Source organism: Sphingobium sp., assembly GCF_049304695.1.
GTDB lineage: Bacteria > Pseudomonadota > Alphaproteobacteria > Sphingomonadales > Sphingomonadaceae > Sphingobium.
This window is the reverse complement of record NZ_JBAQOK010000093.1, coordinates 207,094-231,166: the sequence shown is the minus strand read 5'-3', so window position 1 is coordinate 231,166 and position 24,073 is coordinate 207,094. Positions and strand designations below refer to the sequence as shown.

General features: G+C 63.4%; 21 protein-coding genes. 12 read left to right on the top strand and 9 right to left on the bottom strand.

The window, feature by feature from the left end; all coding sequences use genetic code 11:
- The first annotated feature begins 38 nt into the window (after positions 1–38).
- The 8 genes from WA070_RS18635 to WA070_RS18600 all read left to right on the top strand — a co-directional run bounded on the left by WA070_RS18635 (position 39) and on the right by WA070_RS18600 (position 8,439).
- Positions 39–1,841, top strand: coding sequence for an IlvD/Edd family dehydratase (locus WA070_RS18635; protein ID WP_422635389.1), 1,803 nt, complete (start codon positions 39–41; stop codon positions 1,839–1,841).
- Between the two features lie 150 nt (positions 1,842–1,991).
- Entirely contained in the window at positions 1,992–3,569 is a 1,578-nt protein-coding gene (locus WA070_RS18630; RefSeq protein WP_422635388.1) for an aldehyde dehydrogenase (NADP(+)), read from the top strand.
- On the top strand, positions 3,566–4,489 hold the full coding sequence (locus WA070_RS18625) for a Gfo/Idh/MocA family protein (RefSeq protein WP_422635503.1): 924 nt from the start codon (positions 3,566–3,568) through the stop codon (positions 4,487–4,489). Before WA070_RS18630 ends, WA070_RS18625 begins: the two co-directional genes overlap by 4 nt.
- 15 nt (positions 4,490–4,504) lie before the next feature.
- Positions 4,505–5,239 (top strand): FadR/GntR family transcriptional regulator, encoded by a 735-nt coding sequence (locus tag WA070_RS18620; protein WP_422635387.1) that lies wholly within the window; start codon positions 4,505–4,507, stop codon positions 5,237–5,239.
- A gap of 117 nt (positions 5,240–5,356) precedes the next feature.
- Positions 5,357–6,001 carry a PepSY-associated TM helix domain-containing protein gene (locus WA070_RS18615; RefSeq protein ID WP_422635386.1) on the top strand — a complete coding sequence of 215 codons (645 nt, stop codon included), beginning with the start codon at positions 5,357–5,359 and terminating at the stop codon, positions 5,999–6,001.
- Positions 6,002–6,015: 14 nt separating this feature from the next.
- Positions 6,016–6,549 carry a DUF2271 domain-containing protein gene (locus WA070_RS18610; protein WP_422635385.1) on the top strand — a complete coding sequence of 178 codons (534 nt, stop codon included), beginning with the start codon at positions 6,016–6,018 and terminating at the stop codon, positions 6,547–6,549.
- A 13-nt stretch (positions 6,550–6,562) separates the two neighbouring features.
- The gene (locus WA070_RS18605) at positions 6,563–7,474 is read left to right on the top strand and encodes a DUF4198 domain-containing protein (RefSeq protein ID WP_422635384.1); all 912 of its coding nucleotides are present in this window, start codon (positions 6,563–6,565) and stop codon (positions 7,472–7,474) included.
- Positions 7,475–7,572: 98 nt separating this feature from the next.
- Complete coding sequence (locus WA070_RS18600) at positions 7,573–8,439, top strand: FAD:protein FMN transferase (RefSeq protein ID WP_422635502.1); 867 nt, start codon at positions 7,573–7,575, stop codon at positions 8,437–8,439.
- Between the two features lie 27 nt (positions 8,440–8,466).
- Here the strand turns inward: WA070_RS18600 and WA070_RS18595 are convergent, their stop codons facing one another.
- The 9 genes from WA070_RS18595 to WA070_RS18555 all read right to left on the bottom strand — a co-directional run bounded on the left by WA070_RS18595 (position 8,467) and on the right by WA070_RS18555 (position 18,535).
- Positions 8,467–9,150 carry a Fe2+-dependent dioxygenase gene (locus tag WA070_RS18595; protein WP_422635383.1) on the bottom strand — a complete coding sequence of 228 codons (684 nt, stop codon included), beginning with the start codon at positions 9,148–9,150 and terminating at the stop codon, positions 8,467–8,469.
- 17 nt (positions 9,151–9,167) lie between these two features.
- Entirely contained in the window at positions 9,168–9,860 is a 693-nt protein-coding gene (locus WA070_RS18590) for an energy transducer TonB (RefSeq protein ID WP_422635501.1), read from the bottom strand.
- Between the two features lie 269 nt (positions 9,861–10,129).
- Positions 10,130–12,568, bottom strand: coding sequence for a TonB-dependent receptor (locus tag WA070_RS18585; RefSeq protein ID WP_422635382.1), 2,439 nt, complete (start codon positions 12,566–12,568; stop codon positions 10,130–10,132).
- Between the two features lie 61 nt (positions 12,569–12,629).
- Complete coding sequence (locus tag WA070_RS18580) at positions 12,630–12,923, bottom strand: ribbon-helix-helix domain-containing protein (protein WP_422635381.1); 294 nt, start codon at positions 12,921–12,923, stop codon at positions 12,630–12,632.
- Positions 12,924–12,927: 4 nt separating this feature from the next.
- A complete protein-coding gene (gene phbB, locus WA070_RS18575; RefSeq protein ID WP_422635380.1) occupies positions 12,928–13,650 on the bottom strand; it encodes an acetoacetyl-CoA reductase in 723 nt (240 codons plus the stop codon).
- 19 nt (positions 13,651–13,669) lie between these two features.
- Positions 13,670–14,680, bottom strand: coding sequence for a ferrochelatase (gene hemH / locus WA070_RS18570; RefSeq protein WP_422635379.1), 1,011 nt, complete (start codon positions 14,678–14,680; stop codon positions 13,670–13,672).
- Positions 14,677–16,953: a molybdopterin cofactor-binding domain-containing protein gene (locus WA070_RS18565; protein ID WP_422635378.1), complete on the bottom strand. Its 2,277-nt coding sequence runs from the start codon at positions 16,951–16,953 to the stop codon at positions 14,677–14,679. The genes hemH and WA070_RS18565 overlap by 4 nt, the downstream gene beginning before the upstream one ends.
- A gap of 38 nt (positions 16,954–16,991) precedes the next feature.
- The gene (locus WA070_RS18560) at positions 16,992–17,426 is read right to left on the bottom strand and encodes a CoA-binding protein (protein ID WP_422635377.1); all 435 of its coding nucleotides are present in this window, start codon (positions 17,424–17,426) and stop codon (positions 16,992–16,994) included.
- 140 nt (positions 17,427–17,566) lie between these two features.
- Positions 17,567–18,535: an Mrp/NBP35 family ATP-binding protein gene (locus WA070_RS18555; RefSeq protein ID WP_422635376.1), complete on the bottom strand. Its 969-nt coding sequence runs from the start codon at positions 18,533–18,535 to the stop codon at positions 17,567–17,569.
- Positions 18,536–18,609: 74 nt separating this feature from the next.
- On the opposite strand from WA070_RS18555, the gene hflK reads away from it, so the two are divergent.
- The 4 genes from hflK (at position 18,610) to WA070_RS18535 (ending at position 24,072) form a co-directional block, all read left to right on the top strand.
- On the top strand, positions 18,610–19,785 hold the full coding sequence (gene hflK / locus WA070_RS18550) for an FtsH protease activity modulator HflK (RefSeq protein ID WP_422635375.1): 1,176 nt from the start codon (positions 18,610–18,612) through the stop codon (positions 19,783–19,785).
- A complete protein-coding gene (hflC, locus tag WA070_RS18545) occupies positions 19,785–20,633 on the top strand; it encodes a protease modulator HflC (RefSeq protein WP_422635374.1) in 849 nt (282 codons plus the stop codon). The genes hflK and hflC overlap by 1 nt, the downstream gene beginning before the upstream one ends.
- A gap of 129 nt (positions 20,634–20,762) precedes the next feature.
- The gene (locus WA070_RS18540; RefSeq protein ID WP_422635373.1) at positions 20,763–22,274 is read left to right on the top strand and encodes a Do family serine endopeptidase; all 1,512 of its coding nucleotides are present in this window, start codon (positions 20,763–20,765) and stop codon (positions 22,272–22,274) included.
- 163 nt (positions 22,275–22,437) lie between these two features.
- Positions 22,438–24,072: a helicase HerA-like domain-containing protein gene (locus tag WA070_RS18535; RefSeq protein WP_422635372.1), complete on the top strand. Its 1,635-nt coding sequence runs from the start codon at positions 22,438–22,440 to the stop codon at positions 24,070–24,072.
- Position 24,073: the final 1 nt, after the last annotated feature.

Genomic DNA, 24,073 nt, shown 5'->3' with positions numbered 1-24,073 from the left:
CGTCAACGCGCCACGCCTTTCTTTGCAGGGATGCCATAATGAGCGATTCGTCCAAGCCCGCCCCGAAGCTGCGCAGTCGCGCATGGTTCGACAATCCAGACAATGTCGACATGACGTCGCTCTATCTGGAACGTTATCTCAACTTCGGATTGAGCCTGGAGGAATTGCGCAGCGGCAAGCCGATCATCGGTATCGCGCAGACCGGCAGCGACCTGTCGCCCTGCAACCGCCATCATCTGGTGCTGGCCGAGCGCGTCCGTGAGGGCATCCGCGAAATGGGCGGCATCGCGCTGGAATTTCCGGTCCATCCGATTCAGGAAACCGGCAAGCGGCCGACGGCTGGCCTTGATCGCAATCTGGCCTATCTGGGGCTGGTAGAGGCGATCTATGGCTATCCGCTCGACGGCGTGGTGCTGACCACGGGGTGCGACAAGACGACGCCTGCGCTGCTGATGGCGGCGGCCACTGTGAACATTCCTGCGATTGCGCTGTCGGTCGGCCCGATGCTGAACGGCTGGTTCAAGGGTGAACGCACCGGGTCCGGTACGATCGTGTGGCATGGTCGGCAACTACTGGCCGCTGGCAAGATCGACGACGAGGGCTTCATCAAGCTGGTTGCGTCGTCCGCGCCGTCGACTGGCTATTGCAACACCATGGGTACGGCATCGACGATGAACAGTCTGGCCGAAGCGCTGGGCATGATGCTGCCGGGTTCGGCCGCCATCCCCGCCCCCTACCGCGACCGTCAGGAAGTGGCATGGCGCACCGGCAAGCGGATCGTGGAAATGGTGCATGAGGATCTGAAACCCTCCGACATCCTGACGCGCGACGCATTCCACAATGCGATCATGGTCAACAGCGCCATCGGCGGATCGACCAACGCGCCAATCCATCTGGCCGCGATCGCCCGTCACATGGGCGTCGAACTGCCGCTCAAGGATTGGGAGACGGTGGGTCACAAGATCCCGCTGCTCGTCAACCTGCAACCGGCGGGCGAATATCTGGGCGAGGATTATTATCGCGCAGGCGGCGTCCCCGCCGTGGTGTCGCAGCTGATGCAGCAGGGGTTGATCCACGAAGACGTCATGACCGTGAATGGCAGGACGATGGGCGACAATTGCCGGGGTGTGGAAATCGAGGATGAAAAGGTCATCCGTCCCTTCGCGCAGCCATTGGTCGAGGAAGCCGGCTTCCTGGTACTGTCAGGCAATCTGTTCGACGCGGCGGTCATGAAGACCAGCGTCATCAGCGAAGAATTCCGTAGCCGCTATCTGTCGAACCCGGACGATCTCAATGCGTTCGAAGGTCCGGCGGTCGTATTCGACGGGCCGGAAGATTATCATCATCGCATCGACGATCCGGCGACCGGCATCACCGCCAACACATTATTGTTTATGCGCGGCGCGGGGCCGATCGGCTATCCCGGCGCTGCCGAGGTTGTGAACATGCGGCCGCCTTCCTACCTCATCACCGAAGGCGTCAGCGCCCTGCCCTGCATCGGCGACGGGCGTCAGTCGGGCACGAGTGGTAGCCCGTCCATCCTGAACGCGTCGCCCGAAGCGGCGGCGATGGGTGGTCTGGCGCTGCTGAAGACCGGAGACCGGGTGCGCATGGACCTGAACACCGGCACGGTGGACGTGTTGATATCCGACGAGGAATTGCAGGACCGCCGCGTGAAGCTGGAGGCCGCTGGCGGCTTCCAATATCCCGCTTCGCAAACGCCTTGGCAGGAAATCCAGCGATCGGTCGTCGGGCAAATGAACACCGGCGCGATTTTGGAAGGCGCGGAGAAATATCAGCGCATCGCGCAGACCATGGGCCTGCCGCGCGACAATCACTGATCAGGCACATTGAATAAAGGGGGCGGCGGACCATCTATATGGCTGCCCCCGATCATTCCATTTTCAGCATCGCGCGCATCACAGAATGGTCAGTTCGATCCGGCGTGATGGTCTAGACAGACCCCCAACGACATTTTCAGGAGAACATCTATGTTCAACGGAGCCATCCTCATCGGCGCGAGCGAGCGCAACAGTGGTGAGCCTTTCTACGCGATCAATCCGGCGACCGGGGCGAAGGGCGACGTCGCCTTTTCCAGCGCCATGCCCGCCGACGTCGAAGAAGCGACCAGGCTGGCCGATGCAGCGTTCGACAGCTTTTCGACGCTGACGCCTGACGCTCGCGCGACTTTTATGGAAACCGTGGCCGACAATATCGTCGCCATCGGCGACCTGCTGATCGAAACCGCCATGGCAGAATCCGGCCTGCCCCGCGCCCGTCTGGAGGGTGAGCGTGGCCGCACCGTGGGCCAGTTGCGGCTGTTCGCCAGCTATGTGCGGCTGGGCGACTGGCTCGACGCCACCATCGACCCTGCCATGCCCGACCGCGCGCCCATGCCGCGTGCGGACCTGCGCCGCGTCAACCATTCGGTCGGTCCGGTCGGCGTGTTCGGCGCGTCCAACTTCCCGCTCGCTTTCTCGGTCGCGGGCGGCGACACGGCGTCGGCCTTCGCCGCTGGATCGCCCGTGGTGGTCAAGGGGCATAGCGCTCACCCAGGCACCGGCGAACTGGTCGCCCGCGCCATTCAGGCAGCGGTCAAGGCATGCGGCCTGCACGAAGGCGTCTTTTCCTACCTGCCCGGCGCGAACCGGGCGTTGGGCGGCGCGCTGGTCGCCGATCCGCGCATCAAGGCAGTCGGCTTTACCGGATCGCGCGGCGGTGGCGTGGCGCTGATGAAGATCGCCGCCGAACGCAACGAGCCGATTCCGGTCTATGCCGAAATGTCGAGCATCAACCCGGTCGTGCTGCTGCCCGGCGCACTGGCCGAGCGGGCCGAAGCGATGGGCACGGCGTTCGTCGGTTCGCTGACCATGGGATCGGGGCAGTTTTGCACCAATCCGGGTCTGGTGATCGCGCTGGATGGTCCCGATCTCGACACCTTCGTTGCCGCCGCAGCGCAGGCGATGTCGGGTGCAGCGCCGCAGGTCATGCTGACGCCGGGCATCCACGACGCCTATGAAAAGGGCGTTGCAGCGCTGGTCGGTGCCGATGGCGTCACCACCGTCGCGCGCGGCACGGAACCGGAAGGCTGCAACCGTGGGCAGGCCGCCTTCTTTGCGACCGACGCTGCCACCTTCAAGTCCAACCCCGTGTTGGCGGAAGAAGTGTTCGGCTCCTCGTCGGTGCTGATCCGCTGTTCCAGCATCGAGGAGGTCATCGCGACCATCGCCGGTCTGGAAGGTCAGTTGACCGCCACGCTGCAACTGACTGCGGCTGACAATGACGACGCCGCCAGACTGTTGCCGGTGCTGTCGCGCAAGGTCGGCCGCATCCTGACCAATGGCTGGCCCACCGGCGTCGAAGTGACCCATGCCATGGTCCATGGCGGTCCCTTCCCATCGACTGCCGATGGCCGTTCGACATCGGTCGGCACGTTGGCAATGATGCGCTTCCTGCGTCCCGTCTGCTATCAGGACGTGCCTGACGCGCTGCTGCCAGCCGCGTTGCAGGACGCCAACCCATGGGGTCTGACCCGTCGGATGGACGGCAAGCTGACGGTCGCAGCATGACGATCCGGGCGGGTCTGGTCGGGCTGGGTAAAATCGCGCGCGATCAGCACCTGCCCGCGATAGCCAAAACGGACGGCATCGACCTGATCGCCGTCGCCAGCCGCAACGCGCGGGGGGATGGGGTGGACAACTACCCCGACCTCGGCGCGATGCTGGCAGGCGACAGCGGTGTCGATGCCGTCATCCTGTGTCAGCCGCCACAGGTCCGCTACGCCGCTGCGCGGCAGGCGTTGCTGGCGGGCAAGCATGTATTTCTTGAAAAGCCGCCCGGCGCGACCGTGTCAGAAGTCGATGCGCTGATCGCACTGGCACGGCGACAGGGCGTGACTCTCTATGCCAGCTGGCACAGCCGCTATGCCGCCGCCGTCGCGCAGGCTAAAGCATGGATTGCGCAACGCAAGGTCGAGCGCATATCGATCCAGTGGCGCGAAGATGTTCGCCACTGGCATCCTGGCCAGCCGTGGATATGGGAAGCGGGCGGCTTCGGCGTGTTCGATCCGGGCATCAATGCCTTGTCCATCCTGACGGAAATCGTGCCCGAACCCGTAACCGTCCTGTCGGCCAATCTGGAAGTGCCAGTCAACAAGGACGCGCCGATCGGGGCGGCTATCGCCATGGCGACCGCATCGGGCGCGCCGATCGACGCTTTGTTTGATTGGCGTCAGACAGGACCACAAACCTGGGACATCGCGGTCGAGACCGACAATGGCAGCCTGCTTCTTTCGGAAGGCGGCAACACATTGCGGCTGGACGGCGAAATCCAGATGAAGGCACCAGACGAGGAATATCCGGCCATGTATCGCCGCTTCGTCGATCTGGTCGGGGACAGGGCCATCGACGTGGATACCGCTCCGCTGCGCCTGGTGGCTGACGCCTTCCTTTGCGGCCGCCATTGCCCTACCACGGCTTTCGAGGATTAAAACAGGGGACAGGATTTGGGCAGCGCGCGGACACATCGACCGGAAGAAAGCGCGCTTCGCATCCATCAAACGATCGCGCGCGACATTGGCACTGCCATCCTGACCGGCAAGCACCAGCCCGGCGACCTGTTCGAAGGCGAGATCGAAGCGTCCGAACGTCTGGGCGTATCGCGCACGGCCTACCGCGAAGCGGTGCGCATATTGGTGGCCAAGGGCGTGCTGGAAAGTCGGCCCAAGGCGGGCACCCGCGTGCTGCCGCGCAACCGATGGAACCTGCTGGACCCTGAAATGCTCGGCTGGATGTTTGCAGGCGAACCGGACCCCGCCTTCATTCGCGACCTGTTCGAACTGCGCGGCGTGATCGAACCGGCGGCGGCGGAATTTGCCGCACGACGACGCACCGACGAACAACTGGGGGTGATGGAAGCTGCACTGGCGGAGATGGGGCGTTATGGCCTGTCCACACCGGAAGGCCGCGCGGCTGACCAGCGTTTCCACAATATGATCCTGGCTGCGACACGCAATGACGCGCTGGAATCGCTGGCCAGTTCGGTCGGGGCGGCGGTCAGTTGGACCACGACCTTCAAGCATCGCAAGAAGCTGTTGCCGCGTGACCCCCTGCCCGACCATTTCGCGGTGTTCCAAGCAATCGCTGCGCGCGACACGGCGGCGGCGCGCGCGACGATGGCTGAACTGTTGCGGTTGGCGCTGGCTGACATGGACATCGCCCTGAACGAACCGGACAGTTAGCGGCACAATCCGCCGCGACATCTTGATACAATTTTTCGTCGCCCAGCCTGTTTGCAAATGCGAGTCGTTCGCGGTATGGGGCGTCTACCTCATCCCGCAGGACGTATTTGCTCTCCCATGCACGGCACCACCCGCATCCAGTCGCAGAAAAAGAAGAGTGCCAAGTCCTTCTGGATGAAGCAGCTGCACAGCTGGCACTGGATCAGTTCCGCCGTCAGCCTGATCGGTCTGTTGCTGTTCGCCTTTACCGGAATCACGCTCAACCACGCCGCCGATGTCGAGGGATCGCCCAAGACGGTCGAGAAAAGCGCGGTGCTGCCCGCCGAGCTGCGACGGCTGGTCGCGCCCGACGATGCGGCAGACGTGAAGAAGCCGCTGCCTGCCCCTGTCGCCACCTGGGTGGCGACCGCAATCGGAGGGCGTGGGACAGGCGAGGCGGAATGGTCCGCCGACGAAATCTATTTGCCTCTGCCCCGCCCCGGCGGCGACGGGTGGGTGTCCATTGATCGGCACAATGGCAAGGTTACTAGCGAAGCGACAAGCCGCGGCTGGATCAGCTACCTCAATGATCTGCACAAGGGCCGGAACGCGGGCGTGGTGTGGAAATGGTTCATCGACATTTTCGCCGTCGCCTGTTTCCTCTTCGCCCTGACCGGCCTGCTGCTTTTGCAGCTTCATTCCAAGAAACGGCCCAGCACCTGGCCGCTGGTCGCCATCGGCCTGGCCATTCCGGCGGTCCTGGCCATCGTCTTCATTCACTAAAAGGGGGAAAGATTATGCAGATCCGCTATCGGGCACTGCTGACCGGCACGGCGGCGATGGGTGCGGCAGGCGGGCTGGCCATGCCTGTCGGCGCGCAGACGATGACGCTGTCCGTCGGCCTGCCCCGCCTGTCGGTTGCCGAATATCATCGCCCCTATGTCGCCATCTGGATCGAGAAGGAAGGCGCGGCGCCGCGCACCCTGTCGGTCTGGTATGATTATGACAAGGCGAAGGGCGAAGGCACCAAATGGCTGCGCGACGTGCGCCAGTGGTGGCGCGCATCAGGCCGGACGATGAACTTTCCCGCCGATGGCGTGACCGGCGCAACCCGTGCGCCGGGCGATAACAAGATCGCCTTCACCGCTGGCAAAGGCCCGCTCGGCACGCTGGCCGCAGGCAATTACACGTTGATCGTGGAGGCCGCGCGCGAAGTGGGTGGTCGCGAAGTCGTTCGCCTGCCTTTCGCCTGGCCGCCAAAGCCGGGCGCGAGCGCGAAGGCGCAGGGCAGCACCGAATTGGGCGCAATAGCGCTGAACTTCACAAAATAAGGGGATGATAATCATGAAGGCCAGATTGTTGATCGCGGGCGCATTCGCCGCCCTGATGCTGCCCGCCACCGCGCAGGCGCATCGCCAATGGATGATGCCATCCTCCACCACTCTATCGGGCACCGACACTTGGGTGACTGTCGATGCAGCGGTATCCAACGACCTGTTTTATTTCGAACATGTCCCGATGCGCACCGACGGCATCACCGTGACCCAGCCGGACGGCAGCGCAGGCAGGATCGAGAATGCCGCCACGGGCAAATATCGCTCCACTTTCGACGTTCACCTGACACAGCCAGGCACCTATCGCATCGCCAACGCGTCCACTGGTGTCATGGGCAGCTATATGCTGAACGGCAAGCAGGAGCGGTTGCCGCGTGGCACCACGAAAGACAAGTTGGCGAGCGTCATCCCCGCTGGTGCGACGGACGTGCAGACCGCCGAAATGTCCAGCCGCAACGAAATTTTCGTGACGTTGGGCGCGCCCAGCAACGGCATTTTCAAACCGACAGGTTCGGGCATCGAACTGGTCCCCGTCACTCATCCCAACGATCTGGTGTCGGGCGAGGCGGCAACCTTCCAGTTCCTGCTCGACGGCAAGCCTGCCAGCGGCCTGAAGGTCATGGTGATCCCCGGCGGCATCCGTTATCGCGACGCGCTGGACCAGATGGATCTGGTCACCGACAAGGATGGCAAGGTCGCGATCACCTGGCCGACGCCCGGCATGTACTGGCTGAACGCCAGCATCGGCGGTGGCCGTGAAGGCGGCGGCGAAGGCGGTCCCGGCGGTCCAGGTGGCCAGCGCCCCGCTGCGCAAGGCGCTGCGCCTGCTGGGACGGAAGGCGGCCAACGTCCGCCGCGTCCCGCAGGTCCGCCACAGCGGCGCGCCAGCTATATCAGCACGCTGGAAGTGCTGGCCCCCTGACGCATCCCGTCCGCATCGCCATCCCCCCTGCCCTGTCGCCCGCACTATGCGCCGGGCGACAGCGGTTCGGGCGCGTGGCGACGCTGGGCGGGCCGACGATGGGCACCAACTGGTCCGCCCGGATCGTCGATCCGCCCGAAGGTTCCGAGGCGGCGATTCTGGCGACGATCGCGCGGATCATCGCGCAGATGAGCAATTGGGAAACAGATTCCGACATCAGCCGCTTCAATCGCGCGCCGATCGACCAGTGGGTGCCGTTGCCCCCGGATATGCTGACGGTGTTACGCGCTGGATTGGATATGGCGCGCTTGTCGGGCGGCGCGTTCGACCCTGCCATGGGCCATCTGGTCGATCGCTGGGGCTTTGGCCCTTCCGTCCGTTCCACCGCGCCTATGGTCGCAACCTCACCGTGGCAGGCAATCGAAGTCACGAGCGACGCTGCCCGTCGCCGTGCCGACATAGCGCTGGACTTTTCCGGCATCGCCAAGGGATTTGCCGTGGATGCGGTGGCAGACACGCTGCGCGCACTGGAAGCTGACAATTTCCTCATCGAGATCGGCGGCGAATTGCGTGGGCAAGGAATAAAGCCCGACATCCAACCATGGTGGGTCGATGTCGAAGCCCCCACTGGCCTGTCGGTGCCAATCCTGCGCATCGCACTGTGCGGCCAATCCGTCGCCACGTCGGGCGACTATCGCCGTTATCGCATGGAAGGCGCGCGGCGTTTGTCGCACAGCATCGACCCTGCGACGCAAGCGCCCATCGATCACGGCGTCGCGTCCGTCACCGTCCTGCATGAGCGTGCCATGATGGCCGACGCCTGGGCAACGGCCATTACGGTGCTGGGGCCGGATCGGGGCATGGCACTCGCCACGCGCCATGGCCTGGCCGCGCGGCTGGTGATGCGCGATGACGGGCGAGGCATGGAGCATATGACCCCGGCGCTCGCGGCGATGCTGGACTGATCCGATTGCAGCCTGTGCCGGAGAACGTCAGCCTTCGGCCCAGCGGCGCAACAGGTTGTGATAAACGCCGGTCAGGCGAATGACCTCGCCATTGCCATGTCCCAGTTCGCCAGCCAGCGTCTGCACGCTGCGGTCGAGGTCGAACAGCATTTGCCGCGCAGCATCATCCCGGATCATCGATTGCAGCCAGAAGAAGCTGGCCACCCGCCGCCCGCGTGTCACCGGCTCGACCCGGTGCAGGGAAGAGGACGGGTAGAGCACGGCATGTCCGGCAGGCAGCTTCACCTGCTGGACGCCGAACTGCGTCTCGATCGTCAGTTCGCCCCCGTCATAGGCGTCCGGTTCTTCCAGAAAGACCGTCATCGACAGATCGGACCGCACGCGAAAGCCAGTGCCCGCCTGAATCCGTATCGCATTATCGACATGCACGCCAAACGCCTGCCCGCCCGCATAGCTGTTGAAAAGCGGCGGAAAAATCTTGAAAGGCAGGGCGGCGGCAATGAAGATCGGCGAACGGCTGAGCGCGTCGAGTATCGCTGCTCCCGCCTGCTGTGCGGCGGGGGCGTCTTCGGGCAGTTGCAGGTTGCGCTTGGCCATCGCCGATTGCGGACCGGACGTGACATTGCCGTCTACCCAGTCGGCATCGTCGATCAACGCGCGGACGGCGGCAACGCCAGCGGCGTCAAGCAGGTCGGGAATGGCGATCAGCATGAATGAAAAGCTATCTGTCAGGCCGCATCGCTGCGCAGGACGAAGGGGATTTCGACCACGCCCTTAACCCGCACGGGTTGCCCGTTGCGTAGCATCGGCTTCCAGCGCCAACCCTTCACGGCGTCGCGCGCAGCGTTGTCGAGCCGGGAAAAGCCGCTGCTCTGCGTTACGGCGATCGTTTCCACTGCGCCGTCCACTCCGAGCGTCAGGGTCATCACGACGGTGCCCTGCTCGCGTTTGCGGCGACTGTCGATCGGGTAGCGGGGCGGCTTGCCGCTAACCATCTGCGTACCAAGGTCGCCGCCCTGCACCATGCTGGGCGGCGCTGGCGGCGCAGCCGGGACGGCGGAAGGAGTCGGCGCGATCGCGGCCGCAACCGGCACGGGGATGGGAGTTGGAACTGGCGTGGTCTGCACGGGCACGGGCGGCGCAGGTGTCCGCACGATCGGTGGGGGGGCGACGACTTGCGGCGTGGACGGCGGTGGGGGGGGTGTTTCGGACGCCGGTGGCGGTGGAGGCGACAGATTGACGACTGTCAGCTTCGTCGCCTGTACGCGCAGGACATGGCTGCGCACCTGGATCAATGCGGCAAGGGCGATCGCATGGATGATGACGATCAGGATGATGACGGGAATATTGGGGCGCGATTTTACGCCATAGCGATCGGTGGGCAGCGAGAAAGTCGGCACCGGCGGGCGCAGGGGCGACATGGCCGTACTCTCCTGATCCATGTCAGGCAGCAGATCGTCATTGGGTCTGCTTACGGCGTGCAGCATGACAGCGCCTCCTTTGCGTCATCCAGTCCCCAGCGCGATACCGCGAACCATAATGCGAATCAATTGCGATATTACATCATCTACAAACAAAGAGTGGACGGGCGGCAATTGCAGCGGGTCGACCGAGGAGGATGGTCATGGAAGCTGCATCGCCGCCCGTCCGCCCCGACAGGGACGGGCCGGGGATTCCGGGTGCTAAAGCATCAGAACATATAGTTCAGGCTGAACACTGCCGAGCGCGTGGGCGCAGGCTGCGCCCAACTTCCTCCAATGGCGTTGCGCACCGTCGTCACATATTTTTCGTTGGTAAAGTTCTGAACGTTGATCTGCGCCTTCAGCTTATCCGTGATCGGATAGCTCGCCATGAAACGGTGGATCGTATAGCTTGGCACATTGTAACCGACATAGGTTCCGGCCGTAAGCTGGGCGAGCGACGGCTGGTTCAGCAGGAACTTGCCCTGATAGGTCAGGCCATAGCCCAGTTCCAGACCGAAACCGAAGCGATAGGTCGTGAACAGGCTGCCTGAATGTTTGGGCGTGTTGGTCAGCGCATAGCCAGCGGTCGGATCGGGGAAGGCCGCGCTGTTGGCGCAGGTGCCCGCAGCAGGATCGACCTTGCCCGGATTGGCCAGACAGTAATCGGACACGCCCTGCTTGATCTTGCTTTTGAGATACATGTAATTTGCAGAGATCGTCCAGTTGCTGGTGATGTTACCCGACGCGCCGAAGGAAATGCCCTCAACCCGCTGGAACCCGTCCGTCGCCTGATCCGGCAGCGTGGGATCACCCGACACGACCTTGATCTGGTCGCGATCGTTGCGGAATGCGGCCAGCGTCAGCAGCAACTTGCTGTCGAACAGGTCGGCCTTGGCCCCGATTTCGTAATTCTTGGTCGTTTCCGGCTTCACGAAGCAGGTGCCGCTGCCACCGGCCGCGTTGGCAACGGTGCAGGTGCCATCCACCGATGCCTTGGATGGCAGTTTGCTGTTGCCATAGGCGACATAGAGGCTGGTGTTGGGCGTCGGCTTCACGACCGCGCCGACGCGATAGGAGAAGAGATTGTCGTTAGTGCGGGGCGGCGTTGTGACAGACGTGAGCGTGCCGAGTGCGGGCAAGCCGATCGCCGTAGTATTATAGGCGAATGTGCGGCTGAAACCCTTCACTTTTTCATAGCGCACGCCGCCGTTAATTTCGAACCAGTCGGTAAATTTCATCGTGTCGAACAGATAGGCGGCATAGCTTGTCTGTTCGCCGATGGCATGGCTGGCGCGCATGAAGTTGATCGGGCCGGTATAGACGTTGCTGCCATAGGTGAAGCCGGTCGGGCCTGCGACGACCTCGCCCGGATTGGCGATGTTGACCAGCGGGAATGTGGGGGTCGATCCGTCAGCATTGCGCGGTAGCGCGCCCGACGTCTGGTCATACCGTTCCCACAGGGCAGACCCGCCCAACACCAGCGTATGACCGATGCCGCCAGTGTCGAAATCGGCGCTCAGGTCGATCTGGTTATAGGCGGTCTCGTTATTGATGAACCGTTCCGTCCCGCGCCCGCCAGTGGGCAGATAATAGCCCGCCGGAACAGTCGCCGGACAAGCCGCGCTGACGCCGTTAATGTCCATCGGCTGACGGCCGGTCGATGCCAGACAGAAAGTGCCGGTTGGCTGGCTGGTCACGGTGTTCTGCGTGATCTTTTCATAACGGGTCAGGTTGCGGATCTTCAGCGTGTCGCTGAAGGCATGGCTGAAAATGGTTTGGAGCGAGCGGGTCTTGCTGTTCTGCTTGTCCAGATTGGCAAAGCCATAATAGCCTTCGCGATCAAAATCAGACAGGAAACCCCCATTGTTGGCATAATAGCGCAGGCCATATTGCGGCATCGCCTTGTCATCCAGATATTCGCCCTGAATGGTCAGGCTCGTCGGCCCGTCGATGCCGATCGTGATGGCGGGTGCAATGCCCCAGCGCTTATAATCCTCGACATCGCGGCCGGGCACGTCGTTTTCATGATAGACCGCGTTGATGCGCACCGCGATCAGATCGTTGATGCGCTTGTTGGTGTCCACGGTCGCGCGGTAATAATTGTCTGTGCCGATGCCAGCATTCAGCACGGTCTGGTCGTCGGCCAGCGGCTTTTTGGTAACGAGGTTGATCGTGCCAGCGACGGAGCCGCCGCCATTCATGACCGAATTCGCACCGTTGGTCACTTCGACCTGTTCGATATTATAGACTTCATTGCGGTTGACGAACGCGCCGGACCGGACGCCGTCGATTGTCACGTCATTCTTGGCGTCCTGCCCGCGCAGGATGATGCGGTCGCCATAGCCAAAGCCGCCCTCGCCCGCGCCGAATGTGATGCCGGGCACTGTGGACAATACGTCGCGCAGGGTGAGCAGGTTCTGCTGCTGGATCGTTGCCTTGCCGATGACGGTGATGGTCTGCGGCGTGTCGAGCAGCGGGCGGGTATATTTAGGCGACGCTGCCTTATCCACCTTGATTTCGGATTCGTCGATCGCAGTGTCGGTGACGGTCATGCCGCCCAGACGCGCGCCGGACTGGCTGTCCTGCGCATGAGCGTTGGCGACGAACGCCATCGCGCCGACGCAACCAAGCGCCAGAAAGGATGGAATGGATGCAGATTTGGACATGGTTCAGATCCCCCTATTTGTCGAGGGCGCTGCTATTGCGAGTCCTTCGCAGAGTCAAATATTATTGCGAGTAATTACTATTATCGCCGTGTAAAATACGCTCGAACAGCCAGCACCGTAGGGCGCTGGTCAGGTTGGGAGGATAAGCCACGCCCATGCGCGCGAGGTCGATATTGGCGATCAGGGCGTTGAGCGGCAGCGCCTGCCGCTGCGCCTCCGCGCGAAGGGCGTCCCAGAATATTGGCTCAAGACTGATTGCGGTCTGATGACCCGCGATCGTTACGCTGCGCTTTACGGGCGGCGCAAAGGGCGATCCGGCAGGATCGGAAGAGTCCGTCATGGGATCGCCCGTCATTGCATCAATACATATGCTGGCCGCCGTTGATCGACAGGGTGCTGCCGGTCACGAAACCGCCCTCTTCGCTACAGAAGAAGGCGACGCCGCGGGCGATTTCATGTGCCTGGCCCAGACGGCCGACGGGGATCTTTGCAACGATCTTTTCGAGCACCGCAGGCGGCACGGCAGCCACCATGTCGGTGTCGATATAACCTGGCGCGATCGCGTTGACGGTTATGCCCGCCTTCGCCCCTTCCTGCGCCAGAGCCTTGGTAAAGCCATGGATGCCCGACTTGGCGGCGGCGTAGTTCACCTGGCCATATTGGCCCGCCTGCCCGTTGATCGATCCAATGTTGACGATCCGGCCCCAGCCGCGTTCCCGCATACCGCCGAACGTCGCCTTGGACATGTTGAAGCAGCCGCCCAGGTTGATGCGCATCACTTCGTTCCAGTCGTCGAAGCTCATCTTGGCCAGCACGCCGTCACGCGTGATGCCCGCATTGTTGACGACGATATCGACGGGGCCAAGCTGCTCCGCGACCGCCGCGCATCCATCCAGGCACGCCTGATGGTCGCCCACGTCCCATTTGAACGCGGCGATGCCGGTTTCTTCCGTAAAAGCCTGCGCCTTGGCATCGTTGCCGCCATAATTGGCTGCGACGGTATAGCCCATGTCCTGCAACGCCAGACTGATCGCTTGGCCGATCCCGCGCGTTCCGCCGGTCACGATCGCTACTCTCGACATATGGGCATCCTCTTCCTGACTAACCCGGCTGGTCCATCCAGCCCGACAGTTCACGGCTGATAAGCCTGTGATACAGAATGATAGCTTCGGGCGATGCGTTTAGACAGGGCAAATAGGCAAATTTTTCGCCACCTTCGCGTAAAAACACCTCTTTCGCGCGCAGGGCGATTTCCTCCAGGGTTTCAAGGCAGTCCGCCGAAAACCCCGGACATAAAACCGCAACATTACAGACACCCTCACGAACCAATTTGGTAAGCGTCGATTCCGTTTCCGGTTCAAGCCATTTGGCCCGCCCGAAGCGGGACTGAAAACTCATATGCACTGGCAACGACAGCGCGTCGCGCAACAGCCTTACCGTCTTGACCGACTGGCAATGATAGGGATCGCCCAGATGCAGCGTGCGTTCGGGCATGCCGTGGAAACTGGCGAGTAGCGCATCGGGCGTGAAGTCGAGCGCGGCGAGACTGATTTCCACCGAGGTCTTGAGAGCGTCGATATAGGCCGGGTCGTCATGATAGGGCGGCAGCGTGCGGAGCGCCGGTTGCCAGCGCATCCGGGCCAGCGCCGCAAAGGCAGCATCATTGGCGGTCGCCGTCGTCGCGCCGCAATATTGCGGGTAAAGTGGCGCGATCAGGATGCGATCGCACCCCGCTGCCTTCATCGCGTCCAGCCGCGATGCGATCGACGGATTGCCGTAGCGCATGGCCCAGTCGACATGCACGTCGCTGCCCATAGCCGCCTGAACCGCATGGGCGGCGGCGCGGGTGTTGACAGCCAGCGGCGATCCTTCCGCCGTCCATACCTGACCATAGGCATGGGCGGATTTGCGCGGGCGCGTGGTCAGGATGACGCCGCGCAGGATCGGTTGCCAGAGCAGCGGCGGTATCTCCACCACGCGGCGGTCGGACAGGAATTCGCCAAGGTAACGGCGCACGGATTTGGCGTCGGGCGCGTCGGGCGTGCCAAGGTTGATGATGAGAACGCCGACCCTGGGAGTCGGGATGGCGGGATGATCGGGGGGTAATGTCATGATGTGGCCAATAGCGGCAGGCGGCGCAAACGCTGACCTGTCCATGTGTACAGGGCGTTGGCGATCGCGGGCGCGACCAGCGGAGCGGCCAGATCGCTGACGCCGGTCGGCGCAGCGGTGCTGCGGATCAGCTCGACGTTGATTTCGCCGATGTCGGCCAGACGCGGCAGATTCATCCGGCCAAGGATCGCACGCGTCGGCAGGCCGCGTTCATAGGGAACGGACGCGCCCATGGCATAGGCCAGACCATAGATAAGACCGCCCTCCACCTGCTGCCGGGCGATGTCGGGATTGACCTGATCGCCGACATCGACCGCCGCGACGATACGGGTGACGTTCAGTCGATCGCCGCTCATGGCAGCTTCCACGAGGATCGCGGCATAGGCACCGTCCATCATGTGGACGGCGATGCCCTGCCCGCTGCCCGCTATGCCGCCCTGCCATCCGCCCATGGCAGCGGCGGTGGACAGGCAATGGGCGAGGCGCGGGTTGCCGCCGAGCATTTGGATGCGAAAACTCATCGCCTCCATGTTCGCCAGATGGGCGAGTTCATCGACGAAACTTTCGGTGAAGAACGCGCCGTGCAGGCGCGCATTTCCCTGAGCGAGCCCCACAGGTAAACCGACATCGACGGGATAGTGATCGACCGCCCAGTTGGGAATGGCATAGGGCGGCACCATGCCAGCGACAGCAAGCCGGGTTGCCTTATCGGACCCGGCCGCTGCCGCTTCATGGGGCAAGGCACGGTCGGCGATGCGCGCCCAGGTCTGGGTTATAGCGCAAGGGGCGGCGACCTTTGCCAGCCAGCCTGCGATCGCGCCGTTGCGGCCCAGCCGGGCGGCCATGCGGGCGTGAGCGGGGGCGCTGGGGCGGTCCTGTATGACATCCTCCAGCCGGGACCAGAGAAGCTGGACCGGGCGGCCCATGTCGCGGGACAGCAGGGCGGCCTGCACGCCTGCGTCCCAGTCCATCTTGCGCCCGAACGACCCACCGGCATGGAGGGGATACAGCGTCACGGCTTCGTCGGCCAGGCCCAGCACGTCGGCGATGGCGGCGCGGGCAAGGCCGGGCGCCTCCGTCGCCATCCATATTTCCGCACCATCATCCGTTACCCGCGCGGTCGCGGCCATGGGTTCGATCGCAAGGTGCAGTCCGGCGTCCACCTGATATTCGCTGGCGAGGATGGTTGCCCCTTCGAACACAGGGAGAAGGTCGCCCTGTTGATAAAGGCGCTGCCCCGAAGATCCGGCGAAGGCAGACTCCAACGCATTGTCTATGCCGTTACTGCTGACCGGGGTGCCGCGCAGAGTGAAGACCGGATCGGCCAGATCCAGCGCCTTGTTCGCGGCCCACCAGTTGCTTGCCACTGCCGCGACCCAGCGATCCTGCCGCACCAGTTTGAGGAATCCCGTGACGCCGCTCGCAGAGCGTTCGTCCACCCCGGCAAGCAGCGCGTCGCCGATCGGTCCCTGACGGATGGAGGCATAGACCATGTCGGGCAGGCGAATGTCGGCGGTATAATTATGACTGCCGTCGATCTTGGACGGGGTGTCGAGCCGGGGCAGATCCTGTCCCGCCAGCCGCCCGTCCTGCCCCTGACGCAGGGGCAATATGTCGGGCAGCTTATACTGCATCGCGTCGCCCGCCACCTCACCGATCTTCATCCGGCGCGCCGCGCCATCGGTAATCAGGCCATCGACTATGTCGCAGCTTTCCCACGGGATGCCCCAGCGCGCGGCCGCCGCCTGGCACAGTAGCACGCGCGCCGCCGCGCCTGCGTCGCGATAGGCATCGTGGAACATCGGGACCGACGTGCCGCCGCCGGTCAGCATCAGCGCGGAGCGGGTCGCATATTGGCCGACCGCCCAGTCGCCCACGCCACCCAGCAGGCGCGTCCAGTCGCTCGCCAGCCATTCGCGCGCCAGCAACGTGTTGGCGTAAAGGGGGCTGACCGGCGCGCTTTGCACCGCGACCGTGCGCCAGTCCGCGCCCAGTTCGTCGGCCAATATCTGCGGTAGGACGGTCGTCACCCCCTGCCCGCTTTCGGTTTGCGGCACGATGACGATGATCTGGCCAGACCGGTCGATCTTCAGGAAGGCGTTGACGATCGTTTCGCCGGGACCGGCGTTGAGGTTGGGCGCGTAGCGGCGCGGCCATGCGCCCCACGCGATCAGCAGCCCGGCCGCCGCCCCACCCCCGACCAGCAGCGTGCGCCGGTCGATACCGCCGCCACTCTTTCCCTTGTCCGATCGCTTTCGCGGTATGCGCGCCATAGGGGTCTGATAGATGCGCTTGGGCGTGCTGCCTAGCGCTATTCGGCGGCTATGGGCGCGATGCCCAGACGCGGTATCTCTATGGCGGGGCAGCGGTTCATGACGACTTTCAGCCCGGCGGCCTCGGCGCGAGCGGCAGCGGCTTCATTGATAACGCCCAACTGCATCCAGACTGCTTTCGCGCCCGCCGCGATGGCATCATCGACCGCCTCGCCTGCTGCGTCGCTGCGCCGGAATATGTCCACCATGTCGATGGGCAGGCCAATGTCGGACAGGCGACCCCAGACAAAATCGCCATGGACATGTTCGCCCGCGATCTGCGGATTGACCGGCAGCACGCGATAGCCGTGGCTCTGGAGAAAATGCATCACGCCATAGCTGGGCCGATCGGGCCGGTCGGATATGCCGACCAGCGCGATGGTGCGGGTTTCGGTGAGCAGCGTGGCGATGTCCTGCGGGTCGGTGAGCGGCATGGGCGTTCTCCTGTGTCAGAGAGAGGACGCGGGAGGACGCGGGACGTTCCCTTGCCTTCAAAAGCGTCAAAGCGTGTTCCTGCGCAGGCGGGAACACATGATGCTTCATTAGCCATCGCTTCCTGCATCGAGCGATGTCGTCAGCCCGGCAGCGCCTTGACCCAGTCCGACACTTTGCCTGCGATCGCGCGAAAGATGTCGGCATGGTCGCCTTCGCCAGCCGCCGGAGGATCGCCCGCGTCCGAGCGGCGGCGGATGTCGATCGCCAGCGGCACGCGGCCCAGGAACGGCATCGCCATCTCGCCCGCCGCCGTTTCCGCGCCGCCCTGCCCAAAGGGATCGGAAATTTCGCCGCAATGGGGGCAGGCATAGCCGGCCATATTTTCCACCAGCCCGATCATCGGCACGCCCGCCTGTTCAAACAGGCTGACCGCGCGGGTCGCGTCGATCAGCGCCAAATCCTGCGGCGTGGAGACGATCACGGCGCCTGCGGGCTTGTGTTTCTGTAACATCGACAGTTGAATGTCCCCGGTGCCGGGCGGCATGTCCACGATCAGCAGATCGACGTCGCCCCAGTTGGCATCGACCAGTTGCGACAGCGCATTGCCAGCCATCGGCCCGCGCCACGCCAGCGCCTTGCCCGGATCGACCAGATGGGCCATCGACAGCATCGGGATGCCCAGCGTGCCGTGGACGGGGAAGAGTTTCTTGTCGCGTGCCTGCGGCTTTTGATCCTCGCTCGCCATCAGCTTTGCCTGCGAGGGACCATAGATGTCGGCATCGACCAGCCCGACGCGATGGCCCAGCCGGTGCAGCGCGACTGCGAGGTTGGCCGATATGGTGGATTTGCCCACGCCACCCTTGCCCGACGCGACCGCGATGATCCGCATCGCCCTGCGCTCCGACGTCATGGCGATCCTGACGTCGGTCACGCCGGGCACGGTCAGTGCGCCTTGCCGGATCGCGTCGGCCAGTCCGTCGCGGCGATCCGCCGACAGTCCGCCCACATTCAGGGCAATGGTCATCACGCCATCCCTGACCCGTGGGGCGCTGGCGCGGCCATCGGTCAGGGCGGTCAGACGGGCGGTGAAATCAGCAAGATCGGTCATGACGACGCCCTGTAGGAAATAAACGCGGCCATTGGCACTGTTTTTCGGTCGAAACCCTACCTATAGAAGGGATCATGAAAAGAATTTTCGGGTGGATGCCCGCCATCGCGAGCATGGCTCAAGGCCCATGGGGCGGCAAGAATGACGGACCGGACGGCAGCGACGGCTCCGGCAATGGTCCAGGGTCGGGCGATGGAGGCCCGCGTAATCCGTGGACTCAGCCCCCGCGTCCGACCGGTCAGAAGGGGCCATCGGCGATCGAGGAACTGCTGCGCCGTGGCCGCGAAAGTTTCGGTCAGGGCGGCGGCGGTGGCAATGGAGGCGGCGGCTTTGGCGGCATGTCTCCGCGCGGCAACAGCAAGGCGCTGTGGCCGATCGCCATTGGCCTGATCCTCATCCTGTGGCTGGTGATGACCAGTTTTCATCGGGTCGGCCCGCAGGAACGCGGCGTCGTGACATTGCTGGGCAAATATAGCCGCACACTGACGCCGGGCATCAGCCTGACGCTGCCTGCGCCATTCGAGGCGGTAACGACCGTGGATGTCGAGGAAATTCGCACCATCGACGTCGGATCGGCCAGCGCGGAAAGCGAGAATCTGGTGCTGACCGGTGACCAGAATATCATCGATCTGGCCTATTCGGTGCGGTGGAATATCCGCAACCCTGAGCTTTACCTGTTCCAGTTATCCGAACCCGACGCCGCCGTGCGCGAAGTCGCCGAAAGCGCGATGCGCGCCGTGCTGGCGAGCGTCAGCCTGGACGACGCGCTGGGTGCAGGCCGCACCGCTATCGAGCAGCAGGTCGAACAGCGGATGCAGGAAATACTCGATGGTTATAAGTCAGGCATCCGCATTCAGGGCGTCGCCATCAAGCAGGCCGATCCGCCAACCGCCGTCAACGACGCGTTCAAGGCCGTGTCCGCTGCGCAACAGACCGCGCAGACTTACCTGAACGAAGCGCGCGCTGCGGCCCAGCAGGTGACGGCCAAGGCGCAGGGCGAAGCCGCTGCGTTCGACAAGGTCTATGCGCAGTATCGCCTGTCGCCCGATGTGACGCGCCGTCGCATGTATTATGAAACCATGGAGGGCGTGCTGTCGAACGTCGACAAGACCATCGTTGAGGGCGGCAATGTGACGCCCTATCTGCCGCTGCCCGAAATCAAACGCCGTGCGCAGGCGGCGACGCCCGCGTCGCCATCCGCATCCAGCGGCACGGCCAGCACGACGACCAGCACCACGGGGGGCCAGTGATGCCCGGTTTCATGCGTCAACCCGTCGCGCTTGCGCTTGTTCTGCTTGCGCTGTTGATCCTGATCGGCAGCACCGTGACCATCGTACCGGAAACCCGGCAGGGCGTGATCGTGCGCTTTGGCGATCCCAAGGCGATCATCAACCGCTATCGGCCCAGGGAAGTGTTCGGCGAGACCGGCGCAGGCGTGATCCTGCGCTGGCCGTTCGTCGACCAGATCGTGTGGATCGACAAGCGCGTGCTGTCGGTCGAAATGGAACGGCAGCAGGTATTGTCCACCGACCAGTTGCGTTTGCAGGTCGATGCCTTTGCTCGTTATCGCATCGTCGATCCGCTGCGCATGTATATCGCGGCGGGTAGCGAAGAGCGCGTATCCGATGCGCTGCGCCCGATCCTGGGTTCTGCGCTGCGTAACGAACTGGGCAAGCGGCCGTTTGCCGCGCTGCTCAGCCCGGAACGTGGTCAGGTGATGCAGAATATCGAGGCAGGCCTTGATCGCGTCGCGCGCCAATATGGTGCCGAGATTGTGGACGTGCGGATCAAGCGGGCCGACCTGCCCGATGGTACGCCGCTGGAAAGCGCCTTCACGCGGATGCGCACCGCGCGCGAGCAGGAAGCGCTGACCATCCGTGCGCAGGGCGCCAAGCAGGCGCAGATCATCCGTGCCGAAGCGGACGCCAACGCCGCGCGCATCTATTCCGACAGTTTCGGCAAAGACCCCGATTTCTATGATTTCTATCGGGGCATGCAGAGCTATCGCTATACCTTCGCGCCGGACAAGCCCGGCCAGACCAACATCATCCTGTCGCCAAACAATGAATTCCTCCGGCAGTTTCAGGGGCGGCGTTAATCCGCCTCTGGTTCATTTCGGAACCAGCACCATTCAATGAGGGTTAAGGCAAGTCGGCGCATTTTCAGGTTTCACCCAGAGTCCCGCCTTCTTTTCCCCTGTTTGAAGTTCATGAGAGGACCGTCACGAGTGCGTTACGCTTATGCCATTACCGGTGCCCTGCTGCTGGGCGGCACCGCCATCGCCATCACGTCCCCCAATGTCGGCGCGCAGGTCGCGCAGAATGAGGGCATTCAGGCAGCGGCTCCTGCAGGTGCGCCCGCCAGCCTTGCCGACATGGTCGAGAAGCTCCAGCCAGCCGTGGTCAACATATCGACCAAGCAGCGCGTCAAGGTGCAGACCCAGAACCCGTTCGCGGGCACGCCGTTCGGCGACCTGTTCGGTCAGGGGCAACAGGGCGGTGGCCAGCCGCAGACGCGGCAGGCGCAATCGCTGGGGTCGGGCTTTCTGATCTCCGCCGACGGCTATATCGTGACCAACAATCATGTCGTGTCCGCCGGGGCCGAAGGCGCAACCGTCGATTCCATCACGGTCACGCTGACGAACAAGGAAGAATATCCGGCCAAGCTGATCGGGCGTGATCCTGCGACCGATCTGGCGGTGCTGAAGATCGAATCGAAAAAGCCCCTGCCCTTCGTCAAGTTCGGCGACAGCACCAAGTCGCGCGTGGGCGATTGGGTCGTCGCGATCGGCAACCCCTTCGCTTTGTCCGGCACGGTCACGGCGGGCATCATCTCCGCCCTGCATCGCGGCACCGGCGGCAGCTATGACAAGTTCATCCAGACCGATGCGTCGATCAACCAGGGCAACTCCGGTGGCCCGATGTTCGACATGCGCGGCAACGTCATCGGCATCAACAGCCAGATTCTGTCGCCGTCGGGCGGCAATGTCGGCATCGGCTTTGCCATCCCCTCGGAACAGGCCGCGCCCATCGTCGCCACCCTGCAAAAGGGGCAGACGATCAAGCGTGGCTATCTGGGCGTACAGATCAGCCCGCTGAGCGAGGATCTGGCCGATTCGCTGGGTCTGGCAAAGAATCGTGGCGAATTCGTGCAGGGCGTGGAGCCGGGCAAGGGCGCGGAGAAGGCAGGCATCAAGGCGGGCGACGTGATCGTCAGCGTGGCGGGGCAGGAAGTCAGCCCCGACCAGAATCTGTCGTCCATCGTCGCGTCGCAGCCGATCGGGTCGAGCGTGCCGATCGTATTGTTGCGCAATGGCCAGCGCCAGAGCGTGAATGCGGTCGTGGGCGAACGTCCGTCCGAAGACGAACTGAGCAACTTCGCGCCGCAGCAGGATGAGGACTTTAGCCAGCAGGATCAGAATCCGGGGCAAGCCGCACAGCAATCTCTGGGCATTTCGGCGATACCGCTGACGCCGGGCATCATTCGTCAGTTGGGTGTGGCTGCCGATACGCGCGGTGTCGTCATCACAGCCGTGGACGGATCGACCGATGCGGGATCGAAGGGGCTGCGGCGCGGGGATGTCATCATCACCGCCAACAACCGTCCCATCGCCAGCCAGGCGGAACTGGACGCGCAGGTCAAGGCCGTGTCGGGTCAGGGGCGCAACGCCATCCTGCTCCAGGTGCTGCGTCGCGGCCAGCAGCCTATCTTCCTGCCGGTGCGTCTGCGCGATAAATAAGGTTACAAACTCCTCTCCCCTTGTGGGAGAGGAAGATGTGCGGTTAATTCCGTCATTCCTGCGACAGCGGGCATCCATCTCCCATCCTCGTCAATGAGGGTAGCGCAGGAGATGGGTTGCCGCCTTCGCAGGGATGACGGTTTTTTGTTTTGGGGAAGATAGGATGAGCGACGGTATCTTCATCGGTCTTGGCGCACCGGAAAAAGATGGCGGGGTTCCCCAGATATTAAACCTGCGCCGGGCCAATCGCCATGGGCTGATTGCAGGCGCGACCGGCACGGGCAAGACGGTGACATTGCAGGGCATTGCGGAGAGCTTTTCCGCGCTGGGTGTGCCGGTGTTCCTGTCCGATGTGAAGGGCGACCTGTCTGGCATCGCCATGGCCGGTTCTCCCACCGCCAAAAATGCCGACAAGCTGGTGGCGCGGGCGGCCGAGATTGGGATCGAACAATATAGCTATGCCGACAATCCGGCGATTTTCTGGGATCTCTATGGGCAGCAGGGCCATCCGGTGCGCACGACCATCAGCGAGATGGGACCGTTGCTGCTCGCCCGGCTGATGGGCCTGAATGAAACGCAGGAAGGCGTGCTGACCATCGCCTTCAAATATGCCGATGAAGAAGGGATGCTGCTGCTCGACCTGAGCGATTTACAGGCGATGTTGAGTTACTGCGCGGATAATGCAGACACGCTGTCCGCCCGCTTCGGCAATGTGACCAGGGCCAGCGTCGGGGCGATCCAGCGGCAGTTGCTCCAGTTGGAAAGTCAGGGCGGCGACCATTTCTTTGGCGAACCGGCACTCGACATTCACGACATGTTGAAGGTGGACGATCAGGGTCGCGGCTATGTGAATATCCTTGCCGCCGACAAGCTGATGCAAAGCCCCAAGCTCTACGCCACGTTCCTGCTGTGGCTGTTGTCCGAACTGTTCGAAACGCTGCCCGAAGTGGGCGACCCGGACAAGCCGGTGCTGGTGTTCTTTTTCGATGAAGCGCATCTGCTGTTCGATGACGCGCCAAAAGCGCTGACCGACAAGATCGAGCAGGTCGTGCGGCTGATCCGGTCCAAGGGAGTGGGCGTCTATTTCGTGACGCAAAACCCGATCGACATTCCCGAAGATGTGGCCGGGCAATTGGGCAATCGGGTGCAACACGCGCTACGCGCCTTCACGCCGCGCGACCAGCGGGCGATCAGGGCAGCGGCGGAAACATTCCGTATCAACCCGGACCTGAACGTCGAAACCGCGATCACGCAATTGAAGGTCGGCGAAGCGCTGGTGTCACTGTTGCAGGAGGATGGGTCGCCCGGCATCGTCCAGCGCACATTGATTGCCCCGCCCCGGTCGCGGCTGGGACCAGTGAGCGACAAGGAACGCGCGATCATCCAGTCGATCTCCCCCTGTGCGGGCAAATATGACGATGCGGTCAATCGCGAGTCGGCGCAGGAGATTTTGGAAGCGCGCGGTCAGGCCGCCGCTGCCGCTGCACAGGCAGGCAAGGCGCAGGCGGAGGCCGACAAGGCCGCCGCCGTACAGGCAAAGGTCGAAGCCAAGCAGCAGGAAGCCGCGCTGAAGGAACAGGCGCGGCGTGATGCGGTGGAACAGCGGGAGGCCGCCAAGCCATCCGCGCTGGAAAAGGCGGTCCAATCGGCGACACGCGCGGCAGGTTCCTCGGTCGGGCGGCAGGTCGCCAATGAACTGGGCAGGGCCGTTTTCGGCGGCGGCACCCGTCGCAAATCGTCGGGCGGCGGGATCGCTGGCAATCTGGTGCGCGGCATATTGGGCAGCCTGTTCAAATAAG

What these genes read in the sequence shown, in the direction of transcription:
- WA070_RS18625 (WP_422635503.1), top strand. Translation starts at nt 3,566, where the DNA reads ATGACGATCCGGGCGGGTCTGGTCGGGCTGGGTAAAATCGCGCGCGAT.
- phbB (WP_422635380.1), bottom strand. Translation starts at nt 13,650, where the DNA reads ATGTCGAGAGTAGCGATCGTGACCGGCGGAACGCGCGGGATCGGCCAA.
- WA070_RS18565 (WP_422635378.1), bottom strand. Translation starts at nt 16,953, where the DNA reads ATGGCGCGCATACCGCGAAAGCGATCGGACAAGGGAAAGAGTGGCGGC.
- WA070_RS18600 (WP_422635502.1), top strand. Translation starts at nt 7,573, where the DNA reads ATGGGCACCAACTGGTCCGCCCGGATCGTCGATCCGCCCGAAGGTTCC.
- WA070_RS18635 (WP_422635389.1), top strand. Translation starts at nt 39, where the DNA reads ATGAGCGATTCGTCCAAGCCCGCCCCGAAGCTGCGCAGTCGCGCATGG.
- WA070_RS18560 (WP_422635377.1), bottom strand. Translation starts at nt 17,426, where the DNA reads ATGCCGCTCACCGACCCGCAGGACATCGCCACGCTGCTCACCGAAACC.
- WA070_RS18555 (WP_422635376.1), bottom strand. Translation starts at nt 18,535, where the DNA reads ATGACCGATCTTGCTGATTTCACCGCCCGTCTGACCGCCCTGACCGAT.
- WA070_RS18535 (WP_422635372.1), top strand. Translation starts at nt 22,438, where the DNA reads ATGAGCGACGGTATCTTCATCGGTCTTGGCGCACCGGAAAAAGATGGC.
- WA070_RS18585 (WP_422635382.1), bottom strand. Translation starts at nt 12,568, where the DNA reads ATGTCCAAATCTGCATCCATTCCATCCTTTCTGGCGCTTGGTTGCGTC.
- hflK (WP_422635375.1), top strand. Translation starts at nt 18,610, where the DNA reads ATGAAAAGAATTTTCGGGTGGATGCCCGCCATCGCGAGCATGGCTCAA.
- WA070_RS18580 (WP_422635381.1), bottom strand. Translation starts at nt 12,923, where the DNA reads ATGACGGGCGATCCCATGACGGACTCTTCCGATCCTGCCGGATCGCCC.
- WA070_RS18630 (WP_422635388.1), top strand. Translation starts at nt 1,992, where the DNA reads ATGTTCAACGGAGCCATCCTCATCGGCGCGAGCGAGCGCAACAGTGGT.
- WA070_RS18595 (WP_422635383.1), bottom strand. Translation starts at nt 9,150, where the DNA reads ATGCTGATCGCCATTCCCGACCTGCTTGACGCCGCTGGCGTTGCCGCC.
- WA070_RS18605 (WP_422635384.1), top strand. Translation starts at nt 6,563, where the DNA reads ATGAAGGCCAGATTGTTGATCGCGGGCGCATTCGCCGCCCTGATGCTG.
- WA070_RS18590 (WP_422635501.1), bottom strand. Translation starts at nt 9,860, where the DNA reads ATGTCGCCCCTGCGCCCGCCGGTGCCGACTTTCTCGCTGCCCACCGAT.
- hemH (WP_422635379.1), bottom strand. Translation starts at nt 14,680, where the DNA reads ATGACATTACCCCCCGATCATCCCGCCATCCCGACTCCCAGGGTCGGC.
- WA070_RS18610 (WP_422635385.1), top strand. Translation starts at nt 6,016, where the DNA reads ATGCAGATCCGCTATCGGGCACTGCTGACCGGCACGGCGGCGATGGGT.
- WA070_RS18615 (WP_422635386.1), top strand. Translation starts at nt 5,357, where the DNA reads ATGCACGGCACCACCCGCATCCAGTCGCAGAAAAAGAAGAGTGCCAAG.
- hflC (WP_422635374.1), top strand. Translation starts at nt 19,785, where the DNA reads ATGCCCGGTTTCATGCGTCAACCCGTCGCGCTTGCGCTTGTTCTGCTT.